General features: G+C 69.1%; 22 protein-coding genes. 3 read left to right on the top strand and 19 right to left on the bottom strand.

All coding sequences use genetic code 11. The annotated features are described in order from the left end of the window. Window positions 1-55: 55 nt before the first annotated feature. The 3 genes from BMW26_RS16680 to BMW26_RS16690 are packed head-to-tail and all read right to left on the bottom strand — an operon-like array spanning window position 56 to window position 3,893. Window positions 56-961 (bottom strand): carbohydrate ABC transporter permease, encoded by a 906-nt coding sequence (locus tag BMW26_RS16680; RefSeq protein WP_372984668.1) that lies wholly within the window; start codon window positions 959-961, stop codon window positions 56-58. Continuing rightward, the gene (locus BMW26_RS16685) at window positions 958-1,887 is read right to left on the bottom strand and encodes a carbohydrate ABC transporter permease (RefSeq protein ID WP_053098126.1); all 930 of its coding nucleotides are present in this window, start codon (window positions 1,885-1,887) and stop codon (window positions 958-960) included. Before BMW26_RS16685 ends, BMW26_RS16680 begins: the two co-directional genes overlap by 4 nt. Beyond that, window positions 1,884-3,893: a beta-galactosidase gene (locus BMW26_RS16690; RefSeq protein WP_072592097.1), complete on the bottom strand. Its 2,010-nt coding sequence runs from the start codon at window positions 3,891-3,893 to the stop codon at window positions 1,884-1,886. Before BMW26_RS16690 ends, BMW26_RS16685 begins: the two co-directional genes overlap by 4 nt. Window positions 3,894-4,033: 140 nt before the next feature. Here BMW26_RS16690 and BMW26_RS16695 point away from each other — a divergent pair, with 140 nt between their 5' ends. Further along, complete coding sequence (locus BMW26_RS16695; protein ID WP_056275400.1) at window positions 4,034-5,044, top strand: LacI family DNA-binding transcriptional regulator; 1,011 nt, start codon at window positions 4,034-4,036, stop codon at window positions 5,042-5,044. Here the strand turns inward: BMW26_RS16695 and BMW26_RS16700 are convergent. The 12 genes from BMW26_RS16700 to BMW26_RS16760 form a co-directional block, all read right to left on the bottom strand. Beyond that, window positions 4,984-5,712 carry a DNA-3-methyladenine glycosylase gene (locus tag BMW26_RS16700; RefSeq protein WP_072592098.1) on the bottom strand — a complete coding sequence of 243 codons (729 nt, stop codon included), beginning with the start codon at window positions 5,710-5,712 and terminating at the stop codon, window positions 4,984-4,986. The genes BMW26_RS16695 and BMW26_RS16700 overlap by 61 nt on opposite strands. A gap of 4 nt (window positions 5,713-5,716) precedes the next feature. Next, window positions 5,717-7,564 (bottom strand): Ig-like domain-containing protein, encoded by a 1,848-nt coding sequence (locus BMW26_RS16705; RefSeq protein WP_083569406.1) that lies wholly within the window; start codon window positions 7,562-7,564, stop codon window positions 5,717-5,719. Continuing rightward, window positions 7,554-8,345: a TIGR03943 family putative permease subunit gene (locus BMW26_RS16715; protein WP_232224497.1), complete on the bottom strand. Its 792-nt coding sequence runs from the start codon at window positions 8,343-8,345 to the stop codon at window positions 7,554-7,556. The genes BMW26_RS16705 and BMW26_RS16715 overlap by 11 nt, the downstream gene beginning before the upstream one ends. Continuing rightward, window positions 8,338-9,372, bottom strand: a complete 1,035-nt coding sequence (locus tag BMW26_RS16720; protein WP_150115130.1) for a permease — start codon at window positions 9,370-9,372, stop codon at window positions 8,338-8,340. Before BMW26_RS16720 ends, BMW26_RS16715 begins: the two co-directional genes overlap by 8 nt. Continuing rightward, window positions 9,369-9,785 (bottom strand): Fur family transcriptional regulator, encoded by a 417-nt coding sequence (locus BMW26_RS16725; protein ID WP_042540517.1) that lies wholly within the window; start codon window positions 9,783-9,785, stop codon window positions 9,369-9,371. Before BMW26_RS16725 ends, BMW26_RS16720 begins: the two co-directional genes overlap by 4 nt. 44 nt (window positions 9,786-9,829) lie before the next feature. Then, a complete protein-coding gene (locus BMW26_RS16730; RefSeq protein WP_198032352.1) occupies window positions 9,830-10,708 on the bottom strand; it encodes a metal ABC transporter permease in 879 nt (292 codons plus the stop codon). Beyond that, complete coding sequence (locus tag BMW26_RS16735; RefSeq protein ID WP_056275410.1) at window positions 10,705-11,559, bottom strand: metal ABC transporter ATP-binding protein; 855 nt, start codon at window positions 11,557-11,559, stop codon at window positions 10,705-10,707. Before BMW26_RS16735 ends, BMW26_RS16730 begins: the two co-directional genes overlap by 4 nt. After that, on the bottom strand, window positions 11,556-12,551 hold the full coding sequence (locus BMW26_RS16740; RefSeq protein WP_072592100.1) for a metal ABC transporter solute-binding protein, Zn/Mn family: 996 nt from the start codon (window positions 12,549-12,551) through the stop codon (window positions 11,556-11,558). The genes BMW26_RS16735 and BMW26_RS16740 overlap by 4 nt, the downstream gene beginning before the upstream one ends. A gap of 153 nt (window positions 12,552-12,704) precedes the next feature. Next, the gene (locus tag BMW26_RS16745) at window positions 12,705-14,384 is read right to left on the bottom strand and encodes a glycoside hydrolase family 13 protein (protein ID WP_072592101.1); all 1,680 of its coding nucleotides are present in this window, start codon (window positions 14,382-14,384) and stop codon (window positions 12,705-12,707) included. A 45-nt stretch (window positions 14,385-14,429) separates the two neighbouring features. Further along, window positions 14,430-15,308, bottom strand: coding sequence for a carbohydrate ABC transporter permease (locus BMW26_RS16750; protein ID WP_053098134.1), 879 nt, complete (start codon window positions 15,306-15,308; stop codon window positions 14,430-14,432). After that, the gene (locus BMW26_RS16755) at window positions 15,308-16,309 is read right to left on the bottom strand and encodes a carbohydrate ABC transporter permease (RefSeq protein ID WP_230100920.1); all 1,002 of its coding nucleotides are present in this window, start codon (window positions 16,307-16,309) and stop codon (window positions 15,308-15,310) included. The genes BMW26_RS16750 and BMW26_RS16755 overlap by 1 nt, the downstream gene beginning before the upstream one ends. Beyond that, window positions 16,306-17,649: an ABC transporter substrate-binding protein gene (locus tag BMW26_RS16760; protein ID WP_083569407.1), complete on the bottom strand. Its 1,344-nt coding sequence runs from the start codon at window positions 17,647-17,649 to the stop codon at window positions 16,306-16,308. The genes BMW26_RS16755 and BMW26_RS16760 overlap by 4 nt, the downstream gene beginning before the upstream one ends. 101 nt (window positions 17,650-17,750) lie before the next feature. Here BMW26_RS16760 and BMW26_RS16765 point away from each other — a divergent pair, with 101 nt between their 5' ends. Together BMW26_RS16765 and BMW26_RS16770 are read left to right on the top strand one after the other, a co-directional pair. Then, complete coding sequence (locus BMW26_RS16765) at window positions 17,751-18,971, top strand: ROK family protein (RefSeq protein WP_072592102.1); 1,221 nt, start codon at window positions 17,751-17,753, stop codon at window positions 18,969-18,971. A gap of 4 nt (window positions 18,972-18,975) precedes the next feature. Beyond that, the gene (locus tag BMW26_RS16770; RefSeq protein WP_072592103.1) at window positions 18,976-19,515 is read left to right on the top strand and encodes a 2'-5' RNA ligase family protein; all 540 of its coding nucleotides are present in this window, start codon (window positions 18,976-18,978) and stop codon (window positions 19,513-19,515) included. Here BMW26_RS16770 and BMW26_RS16775 read toward each other — a convergent pair. The 4 genes from BMW26_RS16775 to pdhA all read right to left on the bottom strand — a co-directional run bounded on the left by BMW26_RS16775 (window position 19,506) and on the right by pdhA (window position 24,103). Beyond that, window positions 19,506-20,420 (bottom strand): aldo/keto reductase, encoded by a 915-nt coding sequence (locus tag BMW26_RS16775; RefSeq protein WP_072592104.1) that lies wholly within the window; start codon window positions 20,418-20,420, stop codon window positions 19,506-19,508. The genes BMW26_RS16770 and BMW26_RS16775 overlap by 10 nt on opposite strands. A gap of 67 nt (window positions 20,421-20,487) precedes the next feature. Continuing rightward, window positions 20,488-21,843: a dihydrolipoamide acetyltransferase family protein gene (locus BMW26_RS16780; protein WP_053098139.1), complete on the bottom strand. Its 1,356-nt coding sequence runs from the start codon at window positions 21,841-21,843 to the stop codon at window positions 20,488-20,490. 36 nt (window positions 21,844-21,879) lie between these two features. Next, entirely contained in the window at window positions 21,880-22,860 is a 981-nt protein-coding gene (locus tag BMW26_RS16785) for an alpha-ketoacid dehydrogenase subunit beta (protein WP_053099302.1), read from the bottom strand. 115 nt (window positions 22,861-22,975) lie between these two features. Then, on the bottom strand, window positions 22,976-24,103 hold the full coding sequence (pdhA, locus tag BMW26_RS16790) for a pyruvate dehydrogenase (acetyl-transferring) E1 component subunit alpha (RefSeq protein WP_072592403.1): 1,128 nt from the start codon (window positions 24,101-24,103) through the stop codon (window positions 22,976-22,978). Window positions 24,104-24,192: the final 89 nt, after the last annotated feature.

A 24,192-nucleotide genomic window follows, 5' to 3' on the forward strand; every position in this document is an offset into this window, starting at 1 on the left:
CGGTAGGGATGGTGCGGTGGTGCGGGCCGCCCGGTCGGTCCGGGCGGCCGCCTGCTCACTTCAGGGCGCCGGCGCCCAGTCCGTTGCGCCAGAAGCGCTGGAGCAGGAGGAAGGTGACGATCAGCGGGATGACCGACAGCAGAGCGCCGATCAGCACGAGACCACGGAGTTCCGGCAGCTGGTTCAGCTGGTTGTTCCAGTTGTAGAGACCGAAGACGACCGGGAAGAGGTCTTCGGATCGCAGCATGATCATCGGCAGGAAGAAGTTGTTCCAGATGGCGACGAACTGGAAGAGGAACATCGTCACCAGCGCGGGCGTCATCAGTCGGATGCTGACCGTGAAGAACGTGCGGATCTCCCCCGCGCCGTCGAGCCGACTCGCCTCGAGCAGTTCGTCGGGAACGGAGGAGGCCGCGAAGATCCGCGCCAGGTAGACGCCGAACGGACTCACGATCGACGGCAGGAACACCGACCAGAACGTGTTGGTCAGCTGCGCCTGGCTGAAGATGAGGAACAGCGGCAGCGCGAGGGCCGTGGCCGGAACCAGCACTCCGCCGAGCACGATGTCGAACATCAGGTCGCGGCCCGGGAACCGGTACTTCGCGAGGGCGTAGCCGGCCATGGCGGCGAGCAGGGTCGCGATGGCACCGCCGAGCGCGGCGTAGAGCACCGAGTTCAGCAGCCAGCGCAGGTAGACGCCGTCGCGGTAGGCGAACAGCTCGGCGATGTTGTCGAGCAGGTGGAAGTCGGCGAACCACAGCGGGGCGGTGGTCAGGATGTCGCCGGTCTCCTTGCTCGACGCGACGAGCAGCCACCACAGCGGCAGCAGGAAGTAGACCGTGAACACGGCCATGATCAGCATGGCGCCGGTGCGGGAGATGCCCGACTCGCGAGCACCCTTTCCGCGCGGGGCCTGTGCGCGCGAGCCCCGACCGGGGGCGACGATCGTCATGGTGCTCATGCGTTCTGCTCCTTGCGCTGCATGTACTTCATGAATCCGAACGACAGCACGAACGTCGTCACGGCCAGCACGACCGAGAACGCGGCCGCGAGGTTGGTGTTCGGGATGGATGCCGTGGCGTAGACGGTCATGTTCGGGGTGAACGTGCTCGTGACCGCCGAGCTGAACGAACGGAAGACCTGCGGTTCGGCGAGCAGCTGCAGCGTGCCGATGATCGAGAAGATCGCGGTCATCACGATCGCCGGGCGCACCAGCGGGATCTTGATCGACCAGGCGATGCGCCACTGTCCGGCGCCGTCGAGGATGGCCGCCTCGTAGAGCTCCTGGGGGATCGAGAGCAGCGCCGAGTAGATGATCAGCATGTTGTAGCCGACGTAGACCCACGTCACGACGTTCGCGATCGACCACAGCACGAGGTCTGCCCCGAGGAAGTCGATGTTCTTGGTGATCGCGGTGAACGGCGAGAGGTTGGGCGAGAACAGCGAGCCCCACATGATCGCGGCGATGACACCGGGAACCGCATACGGCACGAAGAACGCCAGGCGGAAGAAGCGCTTGCCGCGGACGAGCGGCGAGTCCAGCAGCAGCGCGAACAGCAGGGCCAGGCCGAGCATGACCGGCACCTGCACGACGCCGAAGGTCAGCATCCGCCCCATCGATGCCCAGAAGGCCTCGTTCTGGAAGACGAGCACGTACTGCGTAAAGCCGCCGAACACCTGCTCGGCCTTGCCGAAGGTGCCGTCGCGCTCGACCACGAGCAGGGACTGCCAGAACGCGTAGGCGATGGGGACGACGTAGAACAGCGCGAACAGCACGCCGAAGGGCACGATGAGGAACGCGATGGCGCCCTTGTGCGGGATCCGTCGGCGGCGGCCCGGCGCCTTCGGCGCTGAGGCGACCGCCGGAGCAGCGAGCGTGGTGGTCATACATCCTCCTTGATGATGCGGACCGCACCGGCCGGCACCGGGCCGGTGGCGCGGGCGTCGGTGACGAGGTCGTGACCTGCGGCCGCGACCTCGGCATCCGTGGATCCGTGGTTGATGACGAACAGGAACGAGCCGGCATCGCCGGTGCGGCGCACGATCTCGACGTCGGGTCCGGCGCCGGGGACGGGCGCGACACCCGCGGATGCGGCGAGCCGTGCGATCAGTGCGCGGTAGTCCTCGCGAGCGGGCTGGGTGCCGAGGAACCAGGCCTCGCCCGCTCCCGTCGCGCGCCGCGTGATCGCGGGGCGTCCGGCGGCGGGGCCGTCGACGAACGACGCGATGACCTCGGCATCCGTGGCCTTCAGGCGCTCGCTCCACACTGTCGCGGTCGTGCCGTCGGTCAGGGTGACGGTCTCGTCGGGACGCAGGGGCGTGAACTCCTCCGAGCGGATGCCGAGCAGGTCGCGGAACGCGCCGGGATAGCCGCCGGTGCGCACTCTGTCTTCTTCGTCGACGATGCCGCTGAAGAAGGTGATCAGTGCTGTCGCGCCGTTCTCGACCGCGCGGGCGATCGCCGCGGCATCCGCATCGCCGATGAGGTGCAGCGCGGGGACGATCAGCAGGCGGTGGCCGTCGAGGTCTGCGCCGGGGCGCACGACGTCTGTCGTGATGCCGGCATCCGCCAGCGCGGCATGCGCGGCATGCACCTGGCCGAGGTAGGTCAGCGCCTCGCTCGGACGGCCCTCGTTCTCGGCGGCCCACCAGCTCTCCCAGGAGAAGAACAGTGCGGCGTCGGCGACGACGCGCGTCCCGGCGACCTCGCCCAGGCGATCGAGGAGTCCGCCGAGCGCGACGACCTCGCGCCACTGGTCGGAGTCCTCGCCCGCGTGCGGCACGAGTGCCGTGTGGTACTTCTCGGCGCCCTGGGTCGACGCCCGCCACTGGAAGAAGCAGATGCCGTCGGCGCCGCGCGCGATGTGGGCGGCGATATTGCGCTGCAGCTCACCGGGAGCTTTGGCGAGGTTGTAGGGCTGCCAGTTCACTGCGCCGGTCGAGGTCTCCATGAGCAGCCACGGCGCACCCTGGGCGAGGCCGCGGGTGAGGTCGGCGGCGAACGAGAGCTCGCCTCGCGCGTCGTCGAGGCGACGGTCGAGGTAGTGGTCGTTGGCGATCAGATCCATCTCCCCCGCCCACGACCAGTAGTCGAGGTTGCGGATGTGCGCGGTGACCATGAAGTTGGTCGTCACCGGCACGTCGCTCCGCTCGCGCAGGATCGCGGCTTCGGCGCGGTAGAGCGCGAGCTGCTCGTCGGAACTGAAGCGCTGGAAGTCGAGGATCTGCCCCGGGTTGCGCAGCGAGAGGGCCTGAGCGGGCACCCGCACGTCGTCGAAGTCGCTGTAGCGCTGGCTCCAGAATGTCGTGCCCCACGCCCGGTTCAGCGCGTCGATGTCGGCGTACCGCTCGCGCAGCCAGCCACGGAAGGCCTCGGCGCTCGTGTCGCAGTAGCAGAGCGCGTTGTGGCAGCCCAGCTCGTTCGACACGTGCCAGAGCGCGACGGCCGGGTGGTCGCCGTAGCGTTCGACGACACGGGTGACGACCTCGGCGGCGTACGCGCGGAAGAGGGGCGAGCTCGGGCAGTACCCCTGACGACCGCCCTGCTGGAAGACGGTCCCGTCTTCGCCGACCGGCAGGATCTCGGGATGCTGCGCGGTGAGCCACGGTGCGGGCGAGGCCGTGCCGGTACCGAGGTTGATGCGGATGTCCGCGGCGTGCAGCAGCGCGATGATCTCGTCGAGCGCCGCGAAGTCCCACACTCCCCTGGCGGGGTTGATCGACGACCAGCCGAAGATGTTGATCGCCACGAGACCCACGCCTGCCTGCTGCATGAGCCGCACGTCGTCGGGCCAGACGCTGCGGTCCCACTGCTCCGGGTTGTAGTCGCATCCGAAGACGAGGCCGCGCCCTGCGGAGAGGGTGGCGATGCGGTCGGACACAGCGGCGGCCATCGGTGACGCTCCTTTGCGGATCATGTGTGCACGTGCACAGTCCGCTGCGTCGAAACAGCGATCGGGATTTCTGTGAACGTGCACACATCGTCGCATGTCGTGGCGAATCCCGTCAAGTCCGGGTCGCTAGGCTGTCGATCATGAGCACTTCGGCCCGTCGTCGCAGCACCGTGCACGATGTCGCGCGCGTCGCCGGAGTCTCCAGAGGAACCGTCAGCCGCGTGATCAACGGCGGCTACGTGTCGGACGCCGCGCGCACCGCGATCGAAGAGGCGATCCGCGAGGTCGGCTACGTGCCGAACACCGCCGCCCAGAACCTCGTGCGACAGCGCACCCAGGCCATCGCGTTCATCGTGCACGAGCCGCACGCGCTGTTCCTCGAAGACCCCAACATCGGCGCGATCATGCTCGGCACGAACGAGACTCTCTCCGAGGCGGACTACCAGATGGTCTGCCTCGTGGTCGACTCGGTGCGAGACACCGAACGCGTCGCCCGCTACCTCAACGGCGGGTTCGTCGACGGCGCTGTGATCGTCTCGGCCCGAGCGCAGGATCCGATCACCAAGGCCGTGATGCGACTCGACCTGCCTGTCGCCTACGTCGGCCACCCACCCGACGTCGATGCCGCCTGGGTCGGCGTCGACAACCGCGGCGCCGCGCAGGCCGTCACCTCACGTCTGCTGGCGACCGGTCGCACGAGGGTCGGCATGATCGCCGCCGCCCTCGACCGCGACTCGGGCACCGATCGACTCGCCGGATTCACCGACGCTCTCGGCGACGACTTCGATCCGGACCTCGTCGAAGAGGTGCCGCTGTACTCCTACGCCGACGGAGCCGCCGCCATGAGGCGACTGCTCGACCGAGCACCCGACATCGACGGAGTCTTCGCCGCGTCCGACGCGGTGGCCGCCGGAGCGATGTGGGCGCTGCGCGAAGCGGGACGGCGTGTGCCGGATGACGTCGGCGTGGTCGGCTTCGACAACAGCACGTGGGCGACGCGCACCACCCCGCTGCTCTCGACCGTCGACCAGCCGGCCGAAGGTCTCGGGGCCGCGGCCGCGGCATCCGTCCTCGCGCAGCTGCGCGACGATCAGCGTCCGCGCGAAGGGATCATGCTGCCGACGCCCGTGGTGTGGAGAGACTCGGCCTGAGCGCCCCTCCCCCAGCGGAACGGCGAGACCGTCGGGTCACCGGAGATCCAGAAGCGCCAGGGGAATGCCGCGGTCCCGGCGATGCCGGCCACACCGACCCTCGGCCCGGTCGCCACATCGGTCACCGGTTCGTCACGCAGCCACAGCTCGGCGCGGGCGCCCGCGAAGTCCGCTCCGGTGATCGCGTCGATGCCGTCGTGGATCGGATGCCGCAGGCCCGCCGACTGGCCGAATCGCCCGGGCCCGCGCGCGAGGTCGCGCAGCGCAGTCGCCGTCAGAGGGGGCGTCGCACGGCGGCGCACCGCGACAGCATCCGCCCCGTGCACCACCTCGCCCGCACGCAGCAGGATCCCGCCCGCCTGACCCTCGGGGCCCGAGACGACGTTCACGCACGAGTGGATGCCGTGACTCAGATAGACGTACAGGTGCCCCGGCTCGCCCCACATCGTCGCGTTGCGTGCAGTGCGCCCCATGCGCGCGTGCGACCCGGGGTCGGCCGCCGGTCCCGTGCCCTGCCCGTGATAGGCCTCGACCTCGGTGAGTCGGAGTCGCACCTCGGAGCCGGCCACGACGGTGCGCAGCTCACCGCCGAGCAGCAGCGGAGCGACCTCGACCGGCAGCCCGCTCAGCTCGGCGCGGGTCGCTCGGTGCAGGGCATCCGTCGGCATGGGCTCAGAACTGGGGGGCCGTCTGGCACCACGAGGCGTCGAAGCCGGTGAGCGCCACGATCTCGTCACCCGTGCGCAGGTCGAGCAGGTGCGTCTCGAGGTTCTCGGGCAGCGGCAGCAGCATCTGGTCGTAGGGGTTGTCGGCGAGCTCCGGCGCTATGACGACCGCGGCGTACTGACCGCTGGGCGACGCGCAGGCCTGCAGGATCGAGTCGGTCGAATCGACCTCGACGAGCGGTGTCGCCGCGCCCTCGTCGTTGACCCGGATGACCGCCTGACCGACGGGCAGACCGTTCTCGTCGCGCGACACCACGTGGCGGAGGGTGCCGCCGGGGTACGGCGTGATCGTGATCGCGGTGCCGTAGTCGGGAGTCGATGCTTCGAGCGGCACCTCCGACCCGTCAGCGAGGTTCAGCTCGACCACCGTGCCGTCGAGTCGCTCGACGATCGCCGTGTACGTGCCCCGCGAGATGCCCTGGATGGTCGTCGCGAGTCCGAGGGACTGCACTCCCGCATCGGTCGAGCGGTCGACCAGCGAGAGCGCACCGTCGAAGTCGATGAAGAGCACGGCGGAGCTGTCCGGCACGAACTGCCAGACGAAGATGTTCGCCTCCTTGCCCCCGACCTCGGTCACCACCGGTTCGTCGTCGCCGCTCAGCGATTGGGTGACGAGCACGCTGGCGCGCCCCTCCGTATCGCTGAGCTCCTTGTCGGAGTAGCTGTAGCCGACCAGACCCCCGCGGTCGGAGACCTGGATCGCCCCGACGTATCCGACACCGGGCAGCTCGAGCTCGCGCTGATCCGTCCCGTCGCGGTCCATCACGAGCAGCTTCGAGCCCTCGTCCTCCTCGACCGAGACCACGAGCTGCGACGACGTCGCGCGGAAGTCGTTGATCTTGTCGGCCGCGAACACGGGCTGTGCCTTCTCACCCGACAGGTCGGTGCGGAAGATCTGGTCGTTCCCGTCGGGGTCTCGGCGCAGCAGGAAGATGTGGGATGCCGGAGTCGAGAAGCTCGTCGACAGCGTGGCGCTCGGGCCGCCTCCGGCGCCGACCGCATCGGCGACCTTCACCGTGTACTCGGTGTCATCGTCGAGCGGCACGGTGAAGCGGATGCCGATGCCGCGGCCCGCGGCGTCGAGGGTGAAGGGCACGGCGGGATCGACCGTCACCTGCGATTCGTCGATCGCGGCGAGGGACTGGTTCGCGGTGAGGATGACCCGGCTGCCGGAGGTCTCGATGGCCTCGGTCGGGTCGACCTGCACCTCGGTGATGCGGGGTCCCTGGGTGAGGCTGACGACGCCGAGTCCCGCCCCCACCAGCACGAGGATGCCGAGCACAGCGCCGAGCGCCAGCAGGAACCGGCGGTCGCTCGGGGTGTCGGACTTCTCGGGCTTCGCGGGCTTCTCCGGCTTGGCGGGCTTCTCGGGCCTGGCGGCCTTTGCGGGCTTGGCGGCCTTCGCCGGCTTGGGCTTCTTCTCGGCCTTCGGCTTCTTCTCGGCCTTCGGCTGCACCGGCGCCGGGGGCGCGTAGTCGGTCGTGGAGTGAGCCGCGAACGACGTTGTGGACTCCGCATCAGGCGGGACGAAGGTCGAACGCGTCGGCCGTTCGCCGCCGGCCCCGCGAGCCCCGCGAGCCCCAGGCGTGTCGGTCGCAGGAGACGTTCCGGCTCGCTCTGCCCCGCCGCCCTCGTCCGGCGATTCGGCGGTGGATTCGGCTGCGCCGGCGTCGCTCACCGACGGCGACGGGGAATCCGCGGCAGCAGCGGCCGCTTCCGCCTCGCGGGCGGCGCGCAGCTCGGCGCGCGTGCGCGGCACCGCCGGGAGGTCGGGGCGCTCGTCGTCAGTACTCATACGGGTCCTGAGGCTCGTCGATCGCGGTGACGGTGGTGGGCTCGACGTGCAGCGAGCCGTCGGCATCCGCCTTGACCGTGCCCTCGACCTCGACCCACTGGCCGGTGTCGAACTCTCCCGCATCGATCGTCACCGGTAGCGTCGCCGGCTGCGCGTCGATCACGCAGTGCGTGATGACGAGGCGCGTGAGGTTGACGCCGTCGGCATCCGTGGGGGTGACGAAGCCGGTCAGCGTGACCGTCTTGCCGTCGTAGGCGGCGGTGTTGGTCGCCGTCGCGAACACGCTCGCCCAGTCGCCCACCCCGAAGGTCGCGGTGTCGGCGACCCCGAGGGTCACATCGTCGGCCCCGGCGAACAGCGCGGTCTGCTCTCCGACCCGCGACATCGCCAGCTCGACCGACAGCGATGCGGGCGGCAGCACGAGCGCTGCGATGACGACACCCGAAGCGACGACACCTCCGGTGACCGTGCCCACGAGGGCGAGGCTGCGGCGAGGCGACGGCTCGGCATCCGCATCCGTGCCGTGTCCGTGATCGTGTCCGTGGTCGCCTTCTTCGCCGAGCGGCAGGGTGCACGACCAGATCGCTCCGGCAAGCGTCACGACGGCCGCGGCGCAGGCGAACCACACCGACTCGGGGCTGATGTAGAGATTCAGGCGACCGGTCAGGCCGAGTCCGAGCGTGACGACCGAGATCACCGTGGCGAGACCGATGCCGAGCCAGCGGGTGCCCAGGGCACGGGCGCGCGAGCGGGCCTGCGTGGGGTGCGCGTGATCAGACAAGGACGTTCACCCCGATCCCGATCGCGAAGGCGGCGAACAGCACCACGCCGACGATCCCGACGAGGGTGCGGGTGGTGAAGGTCGTGCGCATGAGAGCGAGCATCTTCACGTCGACGAGCGGGCCGACGAGCAGGAACGCCACGAGCGCGCCCGACGAGAAGGTGGAGGCGAACGACAGGGCGAAGAAGGCGTCGACGTTCGAGCAGATCGCGACGGTCATCGCGAGGGCCATCATCGCCAGGATGGACAGCACCGGGTTCGAGCCGATCGCCAGCAGCACCTCGCGCGGGATCAGCACCTGCACCGCTCCGGCGAGCGCCGATCCGATCACGAGCGCGGGCATCACGGCGCGCAGCTCGACGAGGAACTGTGTGAGGCTGCGACGCACCGGGGTGCCGTGCTCGTGCGTGACGCGATCGCAGGTGTCGATGAACCGCTGGGTGAGCAGCGAGTCGGGCGAGGGGTGGCGGCTGTAGATCCAGCCGATGAGGTTGGCGATCAGGTATCCGCCGATGAGACGGGCCACCAGGATGCCGTCATCGAAGCCGAATGCCGCGTGCGTGGTCAGGATCACGATCGGGTTCACGATCGGGGCGGCGATCAGGAACGTCAGCGCCTCGGCCGGTGCGAGCCCGCGCATCATGAGACCGCGGGCGAAGGGCACGTTGCCGCACTCGCACACCGGGATGAGCATGCCGAGCAGCGACAGCACCGCACGCCGGGCCCATGCGCGCTTCGGCAGCCAGCGGTGGATGACGTCGGCGGGCAGCCACACCTGGACGACGATCGACAGCAGCACGCCGAGGATCACGAACGGCAGCGCCTCGATGAGCACGCTCAGGGCGAGGGTCAGTCCGTCCTGAGCCCTGCTGGGCAGGCTCGCGGTGAAGAGCGACGGAAGGAACCGGTCGATCAGGAAGAGCGCGAGCACGATCGCGGCGCCGAGGCCGACCCCGATCCACGGCGAGCGCGGCGATCGGGAGGGCCGGTGCGAGTGCACCGTCCGTGGAGCGGCCTGGGTGGTCACGCGTTCGCTGCCTCTTCGGCGTCCCGCTTGTTGGTGCAGGAGGCGCACAGCCCGAAGATGTCGACCACGTGCGCGGCATCCGTGAAGCCGTGGAGGGCCGCGGTGCGGTGCGCCCACTGCTCGACGTCGGTCGCCTCGATCTCGACCGTGAGTCCGCAGTTGCGACAGATCAGGTGGTGGTGGTGGCCCTGCGTCGTGCAGGCGCGGTAGAGCGCCTCGCCTTCGGGGCTCTGCAGCGAGTCGGCGTCGCCGGCTGCGGCGAGTCCGGCCAGGGCCCGATAGACCGTGGCGAGGCCGATGCCGGTGTTGTCGTCGCGGAGCGAGGCATGCAGATTCTGCGCGCTGACGAATCCTCGCGCGTCGGCGAGGGCTTCGCGCACGCGATCGCGCTGCCAGGTGTTCCGCTGAGCCATACCCACGATTCTAGGCGCGCCGCCCTTGCCGGGCCCTGGGAACGTCAGGCCCGCACGCGGCGCACGCCGCCTCGGGCGCGCTGGATGATCCAGCACACGACGTAGATCGTGAACGACAGGGTCGTGATGTACGGACTCACCGGCAGCGTGCCCGCGAGGGCGAGCAGGATGCCGCCGACGGCCGACACGAACCCGAAGAGCGCCGCGAGCAGAGGCACCGCGACCGGCCCGGCCGAGACGCGCATGGCGGCCGCCGCGGGAGTCACGAGCAGCGCCATCACGAGCAGGGCGCCGATGATGTGCACGCTGACCGCGACGATCAGACCCAGCAGCACCATGAAGAGCAGGCTCACCGCGCGGGTCGGCACACCGCGGGCCGCGGCCGACTCGGGGTCGAGCGAGTCGAAGCGCAGCGGGTTCCACATGAGCAGCAGCCCGAGCAGCACGACGATGCTGATGCCGAGCAGCCACCCGAGGTCGGGGCTCGAGACCGAGACGATCTGTCCGGTCAGCAGACTGAAGCGGTTGGCGCTGCGCCCGTCGTAGAGCGACAGGAAGAGGATGCCGAGGCCGAGGCCGAACGGCATGAGCACCCCGACGATCGAATTGCGATCTCGGGCCTTGGCCCCCAGGACGCCGATCAGGATCGCCGCCACGAGCGCACCGCCGAGGGATCCGACGACCACGCTGCCCCCGAAGAGCAGCGCTGCGGCGGCACCCGCGAACGAGAGCTCGCTGACGCCGTGCACCGCGAACGCGAGGTCGCGCTGCATCACGAAGACGCCGATCAGTCCGCCGACGATGCCGAGCACCGCACCCGCGATGATCGAGTTCGCGAGCAGGGCGACGAGCTCGCCGTAGTCCTGGAACGAGAACACGTCACTCCAGTCGACCGCAGGCACGATGCCGGTGATGACCTTCATGCGGCACCTCCGTGGTCGTGGTCGTGGTCGTGCAGGTGGTGGGGCTCGGCATCCGGCACCCCGACGACGACGAGTCGGTCGCCGGCGCGCAGCACGAACACCGGGGTGCCGTAGAGCTCGGTGAGCACGCGGGTCTGCAGCACCTCTTCGGGGGTGCCGAGCACGAAGCGACCGCCGGCGATGTACAGGATGCGATCGACGCGGCCGAGGATCGGGTTGATGTCGTGGGTGACGAACAGCACGGCGGCGCGGCGATCGCGACGCTGGCGATCGATGATGTCGGTGATCGCGACCTGGTTCGCGAGATCGAGGTTCGACAGCGGCTCGTCGCACAGCAGCAGGGCGGGTTCGTCGGCAAGCGCCTGACCGACGCGCAGTCGCTGCTGCTCACCGCCCGACAGGAGGCCGACCCGGCGGTCGGCGTAGTGCGCGGCTCCGACCGAGGCGAGCAGCTGATCGACCTTGGCCTTGTCGCCGCGGTGCGGGATCGGGAAGCCGAAGCGGCTGCCCTGCACACCGAGCGCCACGAGGTCGCGGGCTCGCATGCTCGTGTCGGGAGCCAGCGAGCGCTGCTGCGGGATGTATCCGATGCGCGGGTTGCCCTTGCGCACCGGCCCGCCGGCGACCGAGATCTCGCCGGCCGACAGCGGCTGCAGGCCCAGGATGCTGCGCAGCAGCGTGGTCTTGCCCGAACCCGACGGTCCGAGCACGGCGATGAACTCCCCGGGCTCGACGGTCAGGTCGAGGCCCGACCACAGTTCCCGATCACCGCGCTGGAGGGCGGCTCCCCGCACCTCGAGCACGGGGTTCGACTTCTCGGCTCCTGCCCGCGCGTCGGCGGCGGCGCTCACGACTGGAGCGCGTCGGCGAGGCTCTGGATCGCGTCACTCATCCACTCAGAGTACGACGATCCTTCGGGCAGCAGCTCCGTGAACGCGACGAGAGGGATGCCGGCGGCGGTCGCGGCATCCTCGACGCGCTGCGTCTCGGCCCCGCCGGTCTGCGCATTGGTGAGCACGGCTGCCACGTCGCCGCTGGCGACGACGTTCAGGGTCTCGAGCAGGGTCGCGGGGGCGACATCGCTGCCCTCCTCGACCGACTCCGCGAATCCCTCGGGGGTCACATCGGTGAGTCCGGCGGCGGTGGCGATGTAGCCGGGCAGCGGCTCGGTGATGATCACATCGGCGCCGGCGGCATCCGTCTTGAGGGTCTCGAGGTCGGCTTCGAAGCCCTCGAGGTCGGCGACGATGTCCTCGGCGTTGGCGGTGAACTCCGCCTCGCCGTCGGGGTCGATCTCGGCAAGCTCGTCGGCGATCGCCTCGACCACGTGGATCATCGTGTGCGGGTCGAACCAGACGTGCTCGTTGAAGCCCTCGATGTGATTGTGGCCCTCATGCCCCTCTTCACCCTCGGCGTGGTCGTGATCGTGCTCTTCCTCGGTCGCGCCCTCCTCATCGGAGTGACCCTCGTTTCCCGGGAAATCGTGCGAGAACTCGACGGCGGTGACGATGTGCGGGTCCTGGGCATCCTGCAGCAGGGTGTCGATGAAGCCGTCGTAGCCGCCGCCGTTCTCGATCACGAGGTCGGCCTTCTGCACCGTCAGGCGGTCACGGGCCGAGGCCTCGTACGAGTGCGGGTCCTGCGTGGCCGAGGTGATGATCGAGGTCACGTCGACGCGGTCGCCGCCGATCTGCTCGGCGAGCGAACCGTAGACATTGGTGCTCGCGACGACCGTCACCGCTCCGCCGTCGCCGCCCTCTCCCGCAGCGGGGGTGGTCGAGCATCCGGCCAGCGAGAGTGCGGCGACGGATGCGAGGGCGAGGGCGACGAACGGCTTCTTCATGTCCCCCACTCTAAACGCTAATGAGAACCATTATCAAATCGGTGGGCTAGGGTGGCACGCTTCACAATCGATTGCAGGGCCGACGCACGGATGCAGGACGAGAAACCGTGTTCTCGCCCTGCATCCGTGCTTTCGTCCTGCAATCAGACCGGCTCAGCCGATGAGACCCGGCGCGATCCACACGGTCGAGTCCGCCGGGACCGCCCCGTCGACCACCGTGCCGAGGACGACATCGGCGGCATCCGCTCCGAGGTCGAACGGCTCGGTGCCGAAGTTCGTCACGATCTGCCAGCCGTTCGGGCGAGCGAAGCGCAGCACATCGGGCCGGCCGGTCTCGATCCACTCCAGGCTCTCCTCGGTCTGCAGCTCGTGCCGCAGCCGCAGCGCCTCCCGGTAGAGCGAGAGCGTCGACGACGGATCGGCGGCCTCGACATCGACCGCGGACTCGGCGAACCACGCGGGCTGCGGCAGGTGCGCCTCAGCGGATCCGAAGCCGAACGACGGTCCGGATGCGGTCCAGGGCAGCGGCACGCGGCATCCGTCCCGTCCCAGTCCGTCGAAGACGGCACCACGGAAGAACGCCGGGTCCTGACGCTGCTCGGGCGCGACGTCGGCGACCTCGTGGAGGCCGAGCTCCTCGCCCTGATACAGGTAGGTGCTGCCGGGGAGCCCGAGCAGCAGCAGCGTCGCAGCGTGCGCTCGGCGAAGACCCGCCTCGCGATCGAGCTGATCCTCCGGCCCGCCGGACGCGACCCACTCGACCCCTTGCTTCACTCCGGTGCGCCCCTCGAGCGGCGCGAGACCGTAGCGCGTCGCGTGACGGGTGACGTCATGGTTCGACAGCACCCACGTCGTCGACGACCCGGTGGCCTCGGACTGCGCGAGGTTGTCGGTGATGATCGTGCGGAACTGCGTCGCGTCGAAGTCGGCGACCAGCAGGTCGAAGTTGAACGCCTGCCCGAGCCCCTCGGCCGAGGCATACCGTGCGCGGCGCTCGGGAGTGCTGACCCAGGCTTCGGCCACGGCGGTGCGGGGCGGGTCGTACTCGTTGAAGACCCGGCGCCACTCGGCGTAGATCTCGTGCACGTCGTCGCGGTCGTGCAGCGGATGGTTGCCGTCGTGCGGGAGCAGCTCGAGATCGGCGGTGCTGGGCAGCGGCTCGGTCAGATCCTTCGTCAGCATGTGGGCGACATCGATGCGGAAGCCGTCGACCCCGCGGTCCGACCAGAAGCGCAGCGTCGTCAGGAAGTCCTCGCGCACCTCCGGGTGGTCCCAGTTGAAGTCGGGCTGTTCGGGGGCGAAGCTGTGCAGGTACCACTGGCCGTCATCGACCCGCTCCCACGCCGATCCGCCGAACGCGGCGGTCCAGTCGGTCGGCGGCTCCGCGCCGTCGGGACCGGATCCCTCGCGGAAGATGTACCGCTCGCGGGCCGCCGAGCCGCGGCCTGCGGCGAGCGCCTCCTGGAACCACTCGTGCAGGTCGGACGAATGGTTCGGCACGATGTCGACCACGACGCGGATGCCGCGCTCGTGCAGCGCCGCGACCATGTCGTCGAAGTCGTCGAGCGTGCCCAGGCGCGGATCGACGTCGCGGTAGTCGGCCACGTCGTAGCCCCCGTCTGCCAGGGCCGACGGATAGAACGGGCTGAGCCACACGGCGTCGATGCCGAGGTCGCGCAGGTAGTCGGCCCGCGAGACGATGCCAGGGATGTCACCGAGGCCGTCGCCGTTCGCATCGGCGAAGCTGCGGGGGTAGATCTGGTAGACGGCGGCCTGGCGCCACCATGCGGCCGTCGTGTCGTCGCGGGTCTCGGTGAGAAGCGCATCGGTCATGAGGGGTGTTGCTCCTTCGTGTTGCGGTCCGGGGTGTGCGACGTGTCAGCCCTTGACGGCGCCCTGTGTGACGCCCTCCATGACGAAGCGCTGCGTGAACAGGTAGGCCAGGATCGCCGGGGCCATCGCCATGAGGTACGAGGCGAACGACACGTTGTAGTTGTTGCTGAACTGGGTCTGGAAGAGGTTCTGCCGCACCGGCAGCGTCTGCAGCGCGGGATCGGAGATGATCAGCGACGGCATCATGAAGTCGTTCCAGGCGTAGAGGAAGGCGAAGATGCCGACCGTCGCGCTCATCGGCGCCAGCAGCGGGAAGATCAGCTGCCAGAACGTCTGCCAGGTGGTGGCGCCGTCGATGCGGGCGCTCTCTTCGAGCTCGATCGGGATCGACCGCAGGAACGCGGTGAACAGCAGCACGCTGAAGCTCAGCTGGAACATCGTCGCGAGGATGATCACGCCGAACGGGTTGTCGAGTCCCACCCAGCCGGTCAGCTGGATCTGCGGCAGCGCCACCACGGGGAACGGGATGAACATCGCGGCGAGCAGATAGAAGAACGACCAGCGGAACAGGCGGTGGTCCCAGTTGCGGACGATCGCGTACGACGCGAAGGCCGCGAGCACGATCGTCGCGATCACGGTGCCGGCCGTGACCAGCAGCGAGATCCCCGCGCCGACCGGGAACTTCGTGAGATTCCAGGCCTCGACGAACCCGTCGATGCTGAAGGGCGCCGGCAGCGAGAACGCGTTGCCGTCGACCGCCTGACCCGTGGTCTTGAACGCCATCGAGATCGTGACGTACAGCGGCAGCAGCACGGTGACGGCACACAGGATCAGGATGATCGTGCCCGACCAGTTGACGCGCTCCATGCGGACGCGCGGCTTCTTGCCCGAGGTGGGGATGGTGGTGAGTGTCTGCGTCGACATCAGAGTGCGTTCCTTCCGCGGGTCAGCGAGAGCTGCAGCAGGGAGATGAGCACGGCGACGATGAAGAAGATCGTCGCGTTGGCCATCTGGTAGGCGTAGTCGCCGCCGTTGAAGCCCGCGATGATCGTCATCGCGACGCTGCGGGTGGCGGTGCCGGGACCGCCGTTGGTGAGGCCGACGATGATGTCGTAGGCGTTGAGGAAGCCCTTGAAGCCCAGGATGACGTTGATCACCACGTACCCCGCGACGAGCGGAAGCGTGATGCGGAAGAGCTGCTGCCTCTTGTTCGCTCCGTCGATGCTGGCTGCCTCGTAGACCTCGCCCGGCACCGAGAGCAGGCCGGCGATGTAGATGAGCAGTGTGCCCGGAACCGCCTGCCACGCGGTGACGATGACGATCGCCACCCACGCGAGATCGGGATTCGCGAGCAGACTGGTCGAGAGCCACGGGATGCCGGTGGCGGCACCCGCGGCAGGGATCGAGTTCGAGAACAGGAAGTTGAAGACGTAGGCGATGATGATGCCCGAGATCACCATGGGGATCACGAAGATCGTGCGCAGCCCCGTCTTGAACCGGATGCGGGAGGTCAGCCCGACCGCCAGCAGGAACGCGATCACGTTGACGACGATCACCGTGGCGATCGAGAAACCGAACGTGAACAGGTAGCTCTGCAGGATGGCCGGGTCGCTGAACATCGCGATGTAGTTGGTCAGCCCGTTGAAGCTCCACTCGCCGATGCCGATCGAGTCGGTGAAGCTGAAGAAGATGCCCATGATGCCGGGCACGGTGATCGCGAGCGTGAAGATGACCAGCGTCGGCAGCAGGAACAGGTAGTAGATCGGCTCGACCTTGCGGGTGCGGCGACCGAGCTTGCGGGTGCCTCCCGTGATGATCGCCGTGGTGTCGGTCGTGGGGGTGTTGGGCTTCGTGATCGTGCCCGCCGTCGGCCTCGACGACGAGGGGTTGGGGGCTGCCGGGTTGGGCAGAGCGGTGTTCGTCATGGCGTGGACTCCTCTGTCTCGCCGGATGCTGAGTCCTCACCGGAGGCGTTGTCCTGGGTCGACGGGATGGGAGCGCGGAACGCGATCCTCGCCCAGTCGGCATCCATGGTGCGCAACGTGGAGGTCGGGGACGCGCCCAGCACCATCGCCTGCGCGTAGTTGAAGACCGGCAGGGTTCGGGGCACGAGCACCGAGGGTCCCTGATAGATCTGGCCGTTGTCGTAGTACTCGATCATTCCCTCGATCCGAGGGTCGTCCGGGGCCGGTGCGTCCTTCGTCGGGGTGAACCCGAGCTGCGACGCGTTGTAGGCCTCGATGTTCTCGGGCTGGAACAGGTACTCGAGGAAGTCACCTGCTGCCTCCTGGTGCTGCGACCCCTCGGGGATCATCGCGGCGAGGTCCATGTTGACGCGCACGCCGAGGTCGGCGGGATCGTCGGTCATCGGCAGCGGGAAGGTGCCGAGGTCGAGGTCGGGAGCCGTCTTCTCGATCTCGCTGAACGCCCACGGCCCCTGCAGGTACATCGCCGCCTCGCCCTTGCCGAATGCGAGATTGCCGTCGCCGTATCCGCGGCTCGCGGCATCCGCGTTGGTGTACTCGGTCGCGAGGGTCATCATGCGGTCCATGGGCTCGGCGAAGTCCTTCTCGAACGACACCTCGGAGTCGGGACCGACCTCGGTACCCTCCTCCGCGAGGGTGTCGAAGAAGTCGATCACGTCGACCGAGCCGCCGGCGGTGTAGTCGTACCAGCCCTGCGCGACGGTCCAGTCGTCCTTGAAGGTGGCGTAGAAGGGGTCGATCCCCGCCTGCTTCAGCTGATCGCACACGGCGAGCAGCTCGTCCCACGTCTGCGGGACCTCGAGGCCCTGCTCGTCGAAGATCTGCTTGTTGTAGATGACCGACGCGCCCATCACCGAGTACGGCAGCGCGCTCGTGCGCCCCTCGCACGAGCCGTACTGCTCCATGAGCGGCTGCAGGTCGTCGCGGATGGTCGAGGCGGCCTCGGTGTCGGAGAGATCCGTGAGCGCGCAGCGCTGCACGAACCGGGCGATCTCGTAGTTGTAGTTGGCCAGCATGATGTCCGGCGGGTTGCCGCGCACGAAGCTCGCCGACACGACGTCGACACCCGAGGTGTCGATCTCGACGCGCACCTTGTCCTGCGAGGAGTTGTACTCGGCGACGAGCTCTGTCATGAACTCGATCGCCTCGCGTTTGCTGAACGTGAAGCGGATGGTCTCGGTTCCGCCGGCCGTCGAGCAGCCGGTCAGAGCCGCTCCGACCAGGGCGAGCGCGGCCGCACCGGCCACCAGCTGCGCCGGGCGTGGGGGTTTCACAGACACCGTCGTCCTTTCGTCCGGTAGATCCGCAGACTAAATCTAGTGAGCGAATTTACTTCGATGAACGGTACTCTCTCATCTGGACGAGAGTGAGGTCAAGGCCCGTGACAGAAGTCTCCGCAGGTCTCGGCACCGGACGAGCCAGCGTCGGCGCCATCCTCGACTTCGCCTGGGCGGCCGGGGAGTTCACCGCGACCGAGGCGATGGCGAGCACCTCGCTGACCCGTTCGACAGCGATCGACGGGATCGACACCCTCGTCGATGCCGGGGTGCTGCGCGAGCTGCCCAACGCCCGCGCCGCCGGAAGCTACCGCGCAGGACGCCCGGCGCGACGTTTCGTGCTGGCATCCGACCTGGGCGTCGTCATCGGGGTGGATGCCGGAGACACCCACCTCGCGGTGACCGTCGCCGACCCCACCGACCACACTCTCGTGCACCACCGCACCGACCTCGAACCGACGCAGACCGCGGCGGCACGCCGCGCCACGATCCTCGACCAGATGCAGCACGCGCTCGCCGAGGCCGAGGTCTCGCGCGAGGCGGTGCTCGCGATCTGCGTCGGCGTCGCCGCGCCCGTCAACCGGGCGGGCATCTCTCCGCCGCATCCCGAGGGCTTCTGGGAGCGCACGAACCCCGGTCTCGCCGAGGCGCTCGCCGACTGGGCCCCCGTCGTGGAGATCAAGAACGACGCACAGCTCGCCGCGATCGCCGAGGGCTCGGCCGGCGCAGCCATCGGATGCCGTGACTACGTCGCCCTGCTCGCGAGCGAACGCTTCGGCGGCGGCGTCGTGGTCGACGGCCACGTGCTGCACGGCGCTCACGGTGGAGTCGGCGAGGGTGTCGTGTTCGACCACATCATCGGCGTCGGCTCGGCTTTCGGTCTGCGCTACGCCCTGCAGGATCAGGTGCGGGCGGCGGTCGAGAGCGGCGAGATCTCCTTCGAATCCCCGATCGGGCGGCTCGCACGCGAGGAGCGCATCGACCCCCGCGCCGTGCTGACGGCGGCGGCAGCCGGCGATGCCGATGCGCTCCTGGCCACCTCCCGCGTCGGCGCGACGCTCGCCCGTGTGGTCGGCGTGCTCGGCAGCATGTACGACCCCTCCCGCGTGATCGTGTGCGGGGCGGTGGCCGAGAGCATCGCCCCCGTTCTCACGGCTGCGCGCGAGGTGCTGCCGGCCCAGCTGCACCTGCCGGCACCCGAGATCCTCGCCTCGACGCTGGGCGCCGAGGTCGTCTCGATCGGCGCCGTCGCGACCGCGCGCAGGGCGGCGCGCGAGGTGGCCGTGCCGCTGCTCGCGGAGCGGCGGCTCAGCGCGGTGAGCTGACGTCGTGCGAGAACCAGAGCCGCAGCGCTCCCCGTCATCGATCGAACTGCTCCTCGACGCAGAGGCCGAGGCCGCGGTCCGGGCCGAATGGAATGCTCTCGCGGCGCGCGGCCTGTCGAGCCTCGCGGGGCACACGTCGGCGAGCAACCGCCCTCACATCACGCTGGTCGCACGCGTCGACCTGTCACCGCCCGGACCAGATGTCTTCGCCGGCATCCCGTCGTTCCCGATCACGCTGGGCGCTCCCCTGCTCTTCGGCTCCGGAGATCGCCGTGTGCTGGCGCGGAGCATCGTTCCCCGTGCGGAGTTGATCCACCTCCGCGAGACGATCCTCTCCGCCGTCGGGCCGGGTGACGATGCCCCGCATACCGCGCCGGGCGAGTGGATGCCGCACGTCGCCCTCGCCCGACGGTTGCGGGTCACCGATCTGGCGGACGCGCTGGATCTCATCGGCGGCGACATCCACGCTCACGCGCGCAGTGTGCGGCACTGGGACCCCGGCACCGCGCAGATCACTGCGCTCGCGGAGCTGCGTCAGGCGTAGTCGCTGTCGTCCACCGGGGAAGGCGCCGACCCCCGGCTCTCGATGGCGCCCCACAGCGCCTCCGGGACCTCCGCCTGCTCCAGCTCGTCGAGCTGCTCACGACGATGCGGTCTCGACACCCCGACGACTGTGGAGTCGACCAGCGGGGACCGCAGCGAGTAGTGCAGCGCTGCGGCAGCCATCGACGTTCCCTGCTCCGCGCAGACGCGCTGCAGACGCTCGGTCCACCTCAGCAGCTCCTCGCCGGCAGGTCGATAGGCGTACTGCGCACCGGAATGCGGCCCCTTGACGAGCAGTCCCGAACCGAAGGGCGCAGCGTTGAACACGGCCATGCCGCGTGCCTTGGCGTCGGCGAACACACTCTCAGCCGAGTGATCCACGAGCGTGAATCGGTTGTGGATCAGCACGGCGTCGAACACCCCCGTCTCGACGTACTTCGCCATCAGCGGGACCGGAGCCGCCGCCACACCGATCGCGTCCACCACGCCGGCGCTCCGCAGTTCGATGAGCCCCTGCACCGCGCCCCCGATCGAGATCGTGTCCTCGAACGACACCGAGTACGGGTCGTGCAGGTGCAACAGCGGAAGCCGGTCGACCCCGAGCCGCGCGGTCGTCTCCTCGAACGAGCGGAGGACGCGGTCTCGGTCGAACACGCCCGTCTCAGGGTCCTGATCCACCTTCGAGATGACTCGCGAACCGTCCATCCCCAGCTCGCGCAGCGCGATGCCGATGACGGCTTCGGATCGACCGGCCGAGTAGTTGTTCGACGTGTCCACGAACCCGTGCCGGCTCGTGAGCAGGTCGATGGCGACATCGACGGCCGCTCTCTCCTCGGCGGATCCCGGCTCCGAATGCCGGCCGAGGCCGGAGGTTCCGAGGGTGATGGCAGTCGGTTCGATCCTCATCCGCGTTGAGTCCGTTCTGTCGGGGCGGTCATCACGGTTCTCCGCCACTGTATCCCCGCTGTCCGCCTCACTCCACGAGCAGTGCGGGCTCCTCGAGCACGGATGCCACGTCGGCGATGAAGCGGCTCATGCCGTCGCCGTCGATCACGCGGTGGTCGAACGAGCCTGCGACCGTGGTCACCCAGCGGGGGCGCACCTCGCCGTCGACGACCCACGGCTTCTGGCTGATCGTGCCCATGGCCACGATGCCCGCCTCGCCGGGGTTGATGATCGGGGTACCGGCATCCATCCCGAACACACCGATGTTGGTGATCGTGATCGTGCCACCCTGCTGGTCGGCGGGGCTGGTCTTGCCCTCGCGCGCCGTCAGGGTGAGCCTGTTCAGAGCGCGGGCGAGGTCCTTCATGCTGAGGTCCTGCGCGTCCTTGATGTTCGGCACGAGCAGACCGCGAGGCGTCGCCGCGGCGATGCCGAGGTTCACGTAGTGGCGCACCGCGATCTCCGCGCCACCCTCGGTCTCGATCCACGCGGCATTCACCATCGGGGTGCGGCGGGCAGCCCAGATGACGGCGCGGGCCATGATCAGCAACGGCGAGACGCGGATGTCGGCATAGTCGGGCGATGCCTTGAGCCTCTTGACGAGCTCCATCGTGCGGCTCGCGTCGATCTCCTTCCACACGGTGACGTGCGGAGCGGAGTACGCGCTCTGCACCATCGCCGACGAGGTCGCCTTGCGCACGCCCTTCACAGGGATCGACTCGGTGCGGTCGTCGGACACCGGGGCGGATGCCGGCGCTGCCGACACTCCACGGGCGAGGCCCGCCGGCGTGCTCTGCGGTGCGGGCACGGTCTCTTCGCGCACGGCGCCCCACTCGGGCGTCTCGATGTTGCGGAAGACGCTGGCCTGCGAGGCGTGGGTCATCACGTCGTCGCGAGTCACCTCGCCGTCGGCTCCGGTGGGCGTGACCGTGGTGAGGTCGACGCCCAGATCGCGGGCGAGCTTGCGGATCGGCGGCTTCGCGATCACGCCGACCGACGAGCGCACCGGGCGCTCCGCCGGACGCTTGCGCCGCGACGTCGCACCGCCGCCCGTGCCGTAGCCGACGAGAACCGACCCGCCGCCCTCTTCCGGCGCGGGGGCCTCCGCGGTGGCGATCTTGCCGGGTCCGGCGTCGTCGCGCGCATCGGTCACGAAGGTGATGATCGGCGAGCCGACCTCGACGGTCGCGCCCTCGGCGGCGAGCAGCTCGCCGACGACTCCGGCGTGCGGCGACGGCAGCTCGACGAGCGACTTGGCGGTCTCGATCTCGCAGATGACGTCGTTGATGGCGACGGAGTCACCCGGCGCGACCTTCCATGCCACGATCTCGGCCTCGGTCAGGCCCTCGCCCACATCGGGGAGGTTGAAGTTCTGCGTGCTCATGTGCGGTCCTTTCGGAACGGTGAGATCAGGGTGAGATCAGTAGGCGAGCGAACGGTCGACGGCCTCGAGGATGCGGTCGGCGTCGGGGAGGTAGGTGCCCTCGAGCTTCGCGGGCGGGAACGGAGTGTCGTATCCCGAGACGCGGAGCACGGGAGCTTCGAGCGCGTAGAAGGCGCGCTCCATGACGGTCGCGGCGATCTCGCTGCCGATGCTGACGAAGCCCTGGGCCTCCTGGGCGTAGACCATGCGTCCGGTCTTGCGCACCGAGCTCAGGATGGGCTCGTAGTCGACCGGAGACAGTGACCGCACGTCGACGACCTCGCAGCTGGTGCCCTCGGCCTCGGCGAGCGCGGCCGCCTGCAGCAGGGTCGTGACCATGGCTCCGTGTCCGACGAGCGTGACGTCGGATCCCGTGCGCACGACGCGAGACGAGTGCAGCGGGGCGGCGGACGCGTCGAGCTCGACCTCGCCCTTCTGCCAGTAGCGGCTCTTCGGCTCCATGAAGATCACCGGGTCGTTGGACGCGATGGCCTCCTGGATCATCCAGTAGGCATCGTTCGGCGTCGACGGCGACACCACCCGCAGGCCGGGGGTGTGCGCGAAGTAGGCCTCAGGGCTCTCCTGGTGGTGCTCGACCGCTCCGATGTGCCCGCCGTAGGGGATGCGGATCACGATGGGCAGGCTGATCCTGCCCTCGTGTCGGTTCGTGAGCTTGGCGAGCTGGGTCGTGATCTGGTCGAACGCGGGGAACACGAACCCGTCGAACTGGATCTCGATCACCGGACGGAACCCGGCCATCGCGAGCCCGATCGCGGTGCCGACGATCCCCGACTCCGCGAGGGGTGTGTCGAGCACGCGGCGGTCGCCGAAGTCGCGCTGCAGGTGCTCGGTGACCCGGAAGACACCGCCGAGCTTGCCGATGTCCTCGCCCATGAGCAGGACCTTGGAGTCGTCTTCGAGCGCCCGGCGCAGGCCCGAGTTCAGCGCCTTGCTGAGGGGCATCGTCTCGAGGGTCATGCGTGCACCGTCCTCGACGTCGTGAACTTCTGCGGCCATACGCACGTTCGGCGGCCACTGCGCGCAGCGCGGGCCGCGAAAGTCGCTCCTGGCCGAGAATCCTGAAGGCAGTCCATCACTTGCCGTCTCCTTCGAACGATGCCTCGTAGCGCGTGTGCCAGGCCTTCTGCTCCGCCACGAGCGGATGCGGGTCGCTGTACACGTGATCGAAGATCTTGTCTGCGGTCGGCGATCCGAGCTCGACGCTGCGTGAACGCAGGTCCTCGGCGGCGTCGGCCGCCTCGGCATCCACGTCGGCGAAGAACTGCCCCGCCGCTCCCCTGTTCTCGAGGAAGGCGCGCATGCGGTCGATCGGGTCTCGCAGCGCCCACGACTGCTCTTCGTCGGAGCCGCGGTACTTCGTGGGATCGTCGCTGGTGGTGTGCGCGCCGAGACGGTACGTGACCGCCTCGATCGCCCGGGGACCGTGGCCGCTGCGGGCTTCATCGAGAGCGACGCGCGACACGGCGTAGCTGGCGAGGACGTCGTTGCCGTCGACGCGGACGCTGGGGATGCCGTAGCCGGCGCTGCGCTCGACCAGCGGCACCCGCGACTGCGTCGCGACCGGCACCGAGATCGCCCAGTGGTTGTTCTGCAGGAAGAAGACGGTGGGAGCCTGGTAGCTCGCGGCGAAGACCATCGCCTCGTGCACGTCGCCCTGGCTCGACGCCCCGTCGCCGTAGTAGACGATGACGGCTTCGTCCTTGTCGACGTCGCCGGTGCCGGATCGACCGTCGAAGTTCAACGCCATCGCGTAGCCGGCTGCATGCAGCACCTGCGAGCCGAGAACCAGGGTGTAGAGGCGGGTGTTGCCGTTCTTGGGGTCTGTCGGATCCCAGCCGCCGTGCGAGACACCGCGCATCAGCTTGATGATGTCGACGGGGTCGACGCCGCGGATGCGCGTCACGGCGTGCTCGCGGTACGACGGGAAGAGCGTGTCCTGGGCGCGGGCGGCGCGGGCGGACCCGACCTGGGCGGCCTCCTGCCCACGGCTCGGCGGCCACAGCGCCAGCTGTCCCTGTCGCTGCAGGTTGGTGGCCTGGGTGTCGATCGCGCGGATGACCACCATGTCCCGGTAGAACTGCTCGAGCTCGGCGTCGCTGATCGCCTCGATCAACGACAGATACTGCTCAGCAGCCGGACTCGGCGTGAAGCGGCCATCCTGATCCAGGACGCGGACGAGTTCAGTCTCTGACGAGGTCACGACCCCCACGCTACCCGCGCGCGCATGCCCGGTCACGCATACCTAGGACGTCCTCGCATCTGCCGGGAACCCGGAGAAACGGCGGAACG

The organism is Microbacterium sp. 1.5R, from assembly GCF_001889265.1.
Lineage (GTDB): Bacteria > Actinomycetota > Actinomycetes > Actinomycetales > Microbacteriaceae > Microbacterium.

Coding starts and splice junctions, on each gene's coding strand:
- BMW26_RS16680 (WP_372984668.1), bottom strand. CDS start 961: ATGAGCACCATGACGATCGTCGCCCCCGGTCGGGGCTCGCGCGCACAG.
- BMW26_RS16685 (WP_053098126.1), bottom strand. CDS start 1,887: ATGACCACCACGCTCGCTGCTCCGGCGGTCGCCTCAGCGCCGAAGGCG.
- BMW26_RS16690 (WP_072592097.1), bottom strand. CDS start 3,893: ATGGCCGCCGCTGTGTCCGACCGCATCGCCACCCTCTCCGCAGGGCGC.
- BMW26_RS16695 (WP_056275400.1), top strand. CDS start 4,034: ATGAGCACTTCGGCCCGTCGTCGCAGCACCGTGCACGATGTCGCGCGC.
- BMW26_RS16700 (WP_072592098.1), bottom strand. CDS start 5,712: ATGCCGACGGATGCCCTGCACCGAGCGACCCGCGCCGAGCTGAGCGGG.
- BMW26_RS16705 (WP_083569406.1), bottom strand. CDS start 7,564: ATGAGTACTGACGACGAGCGCCCCGACCTCCCGGCGGTGCCGCGCACG.
- BMW26_RS16725 (WP_042540517.1), bottom strand. CDS start 9,785: ATGGCTCAGCGGAACACCTGGCAGCGCGATCGCGTGCGCGAAGCCCTC.
- BMW26_RS16730 (WP_198032352.1), bottom strand. CDS start 10,708: ATGAAGGTCATCACCGGCATCGTGCCTGCGGTCGACTGGAGTGACGTG.
- BMW26_RS16740 (WP_072592100.1), bottom strand. CDS start 12,551: ATGAAGAAGCCGTTCGTCGCCCTCGCCCTCGCATCCGTCGCCGCACTC.
- BMW26_RS16745 (WP_072592101.1), bottom strand. CDS start 14,384: ATGACCGATGCGCTTCTCACCGAGACCCGCGACGACACGACGGCCGCA.
- BMW26_RS16750 (WP_053098134.1), bottom strand. CDS start 15,308: ATGTCGACGCAGACACTCACCACCATCCCCACCTCGGGCAAGAAGCCG.
- BMW26_RS16755 (WP_230100920.1), bottom strand. CDS start 16,309: ATGACGAACACCGCTCTGCCCAACCCGGCAGCCCCCAACCCCTCGTCG.
- BMW26_RS16775 (WP_072592104.1), bottom strand. CDS start 20,420: ATGAGGATCGAACCGACTGCCATCACCCTCGGAACCTCCGGCCTCGGC.
- BMW26_RS16780 (WP_053098139.1), bottom strand. CDS start 21,843: ATGAGCACGCAGAACTTCAACCTCCCCGATGTGGGCGAGGGCCTGACC.
- BMW26_RS16785 (WP_053099302.1), bottom strand. CDS start 22,860: ATGACCCTCGAGACGATGCCCCTCAGCAAGGCGCTGAACTCGGGCCTG.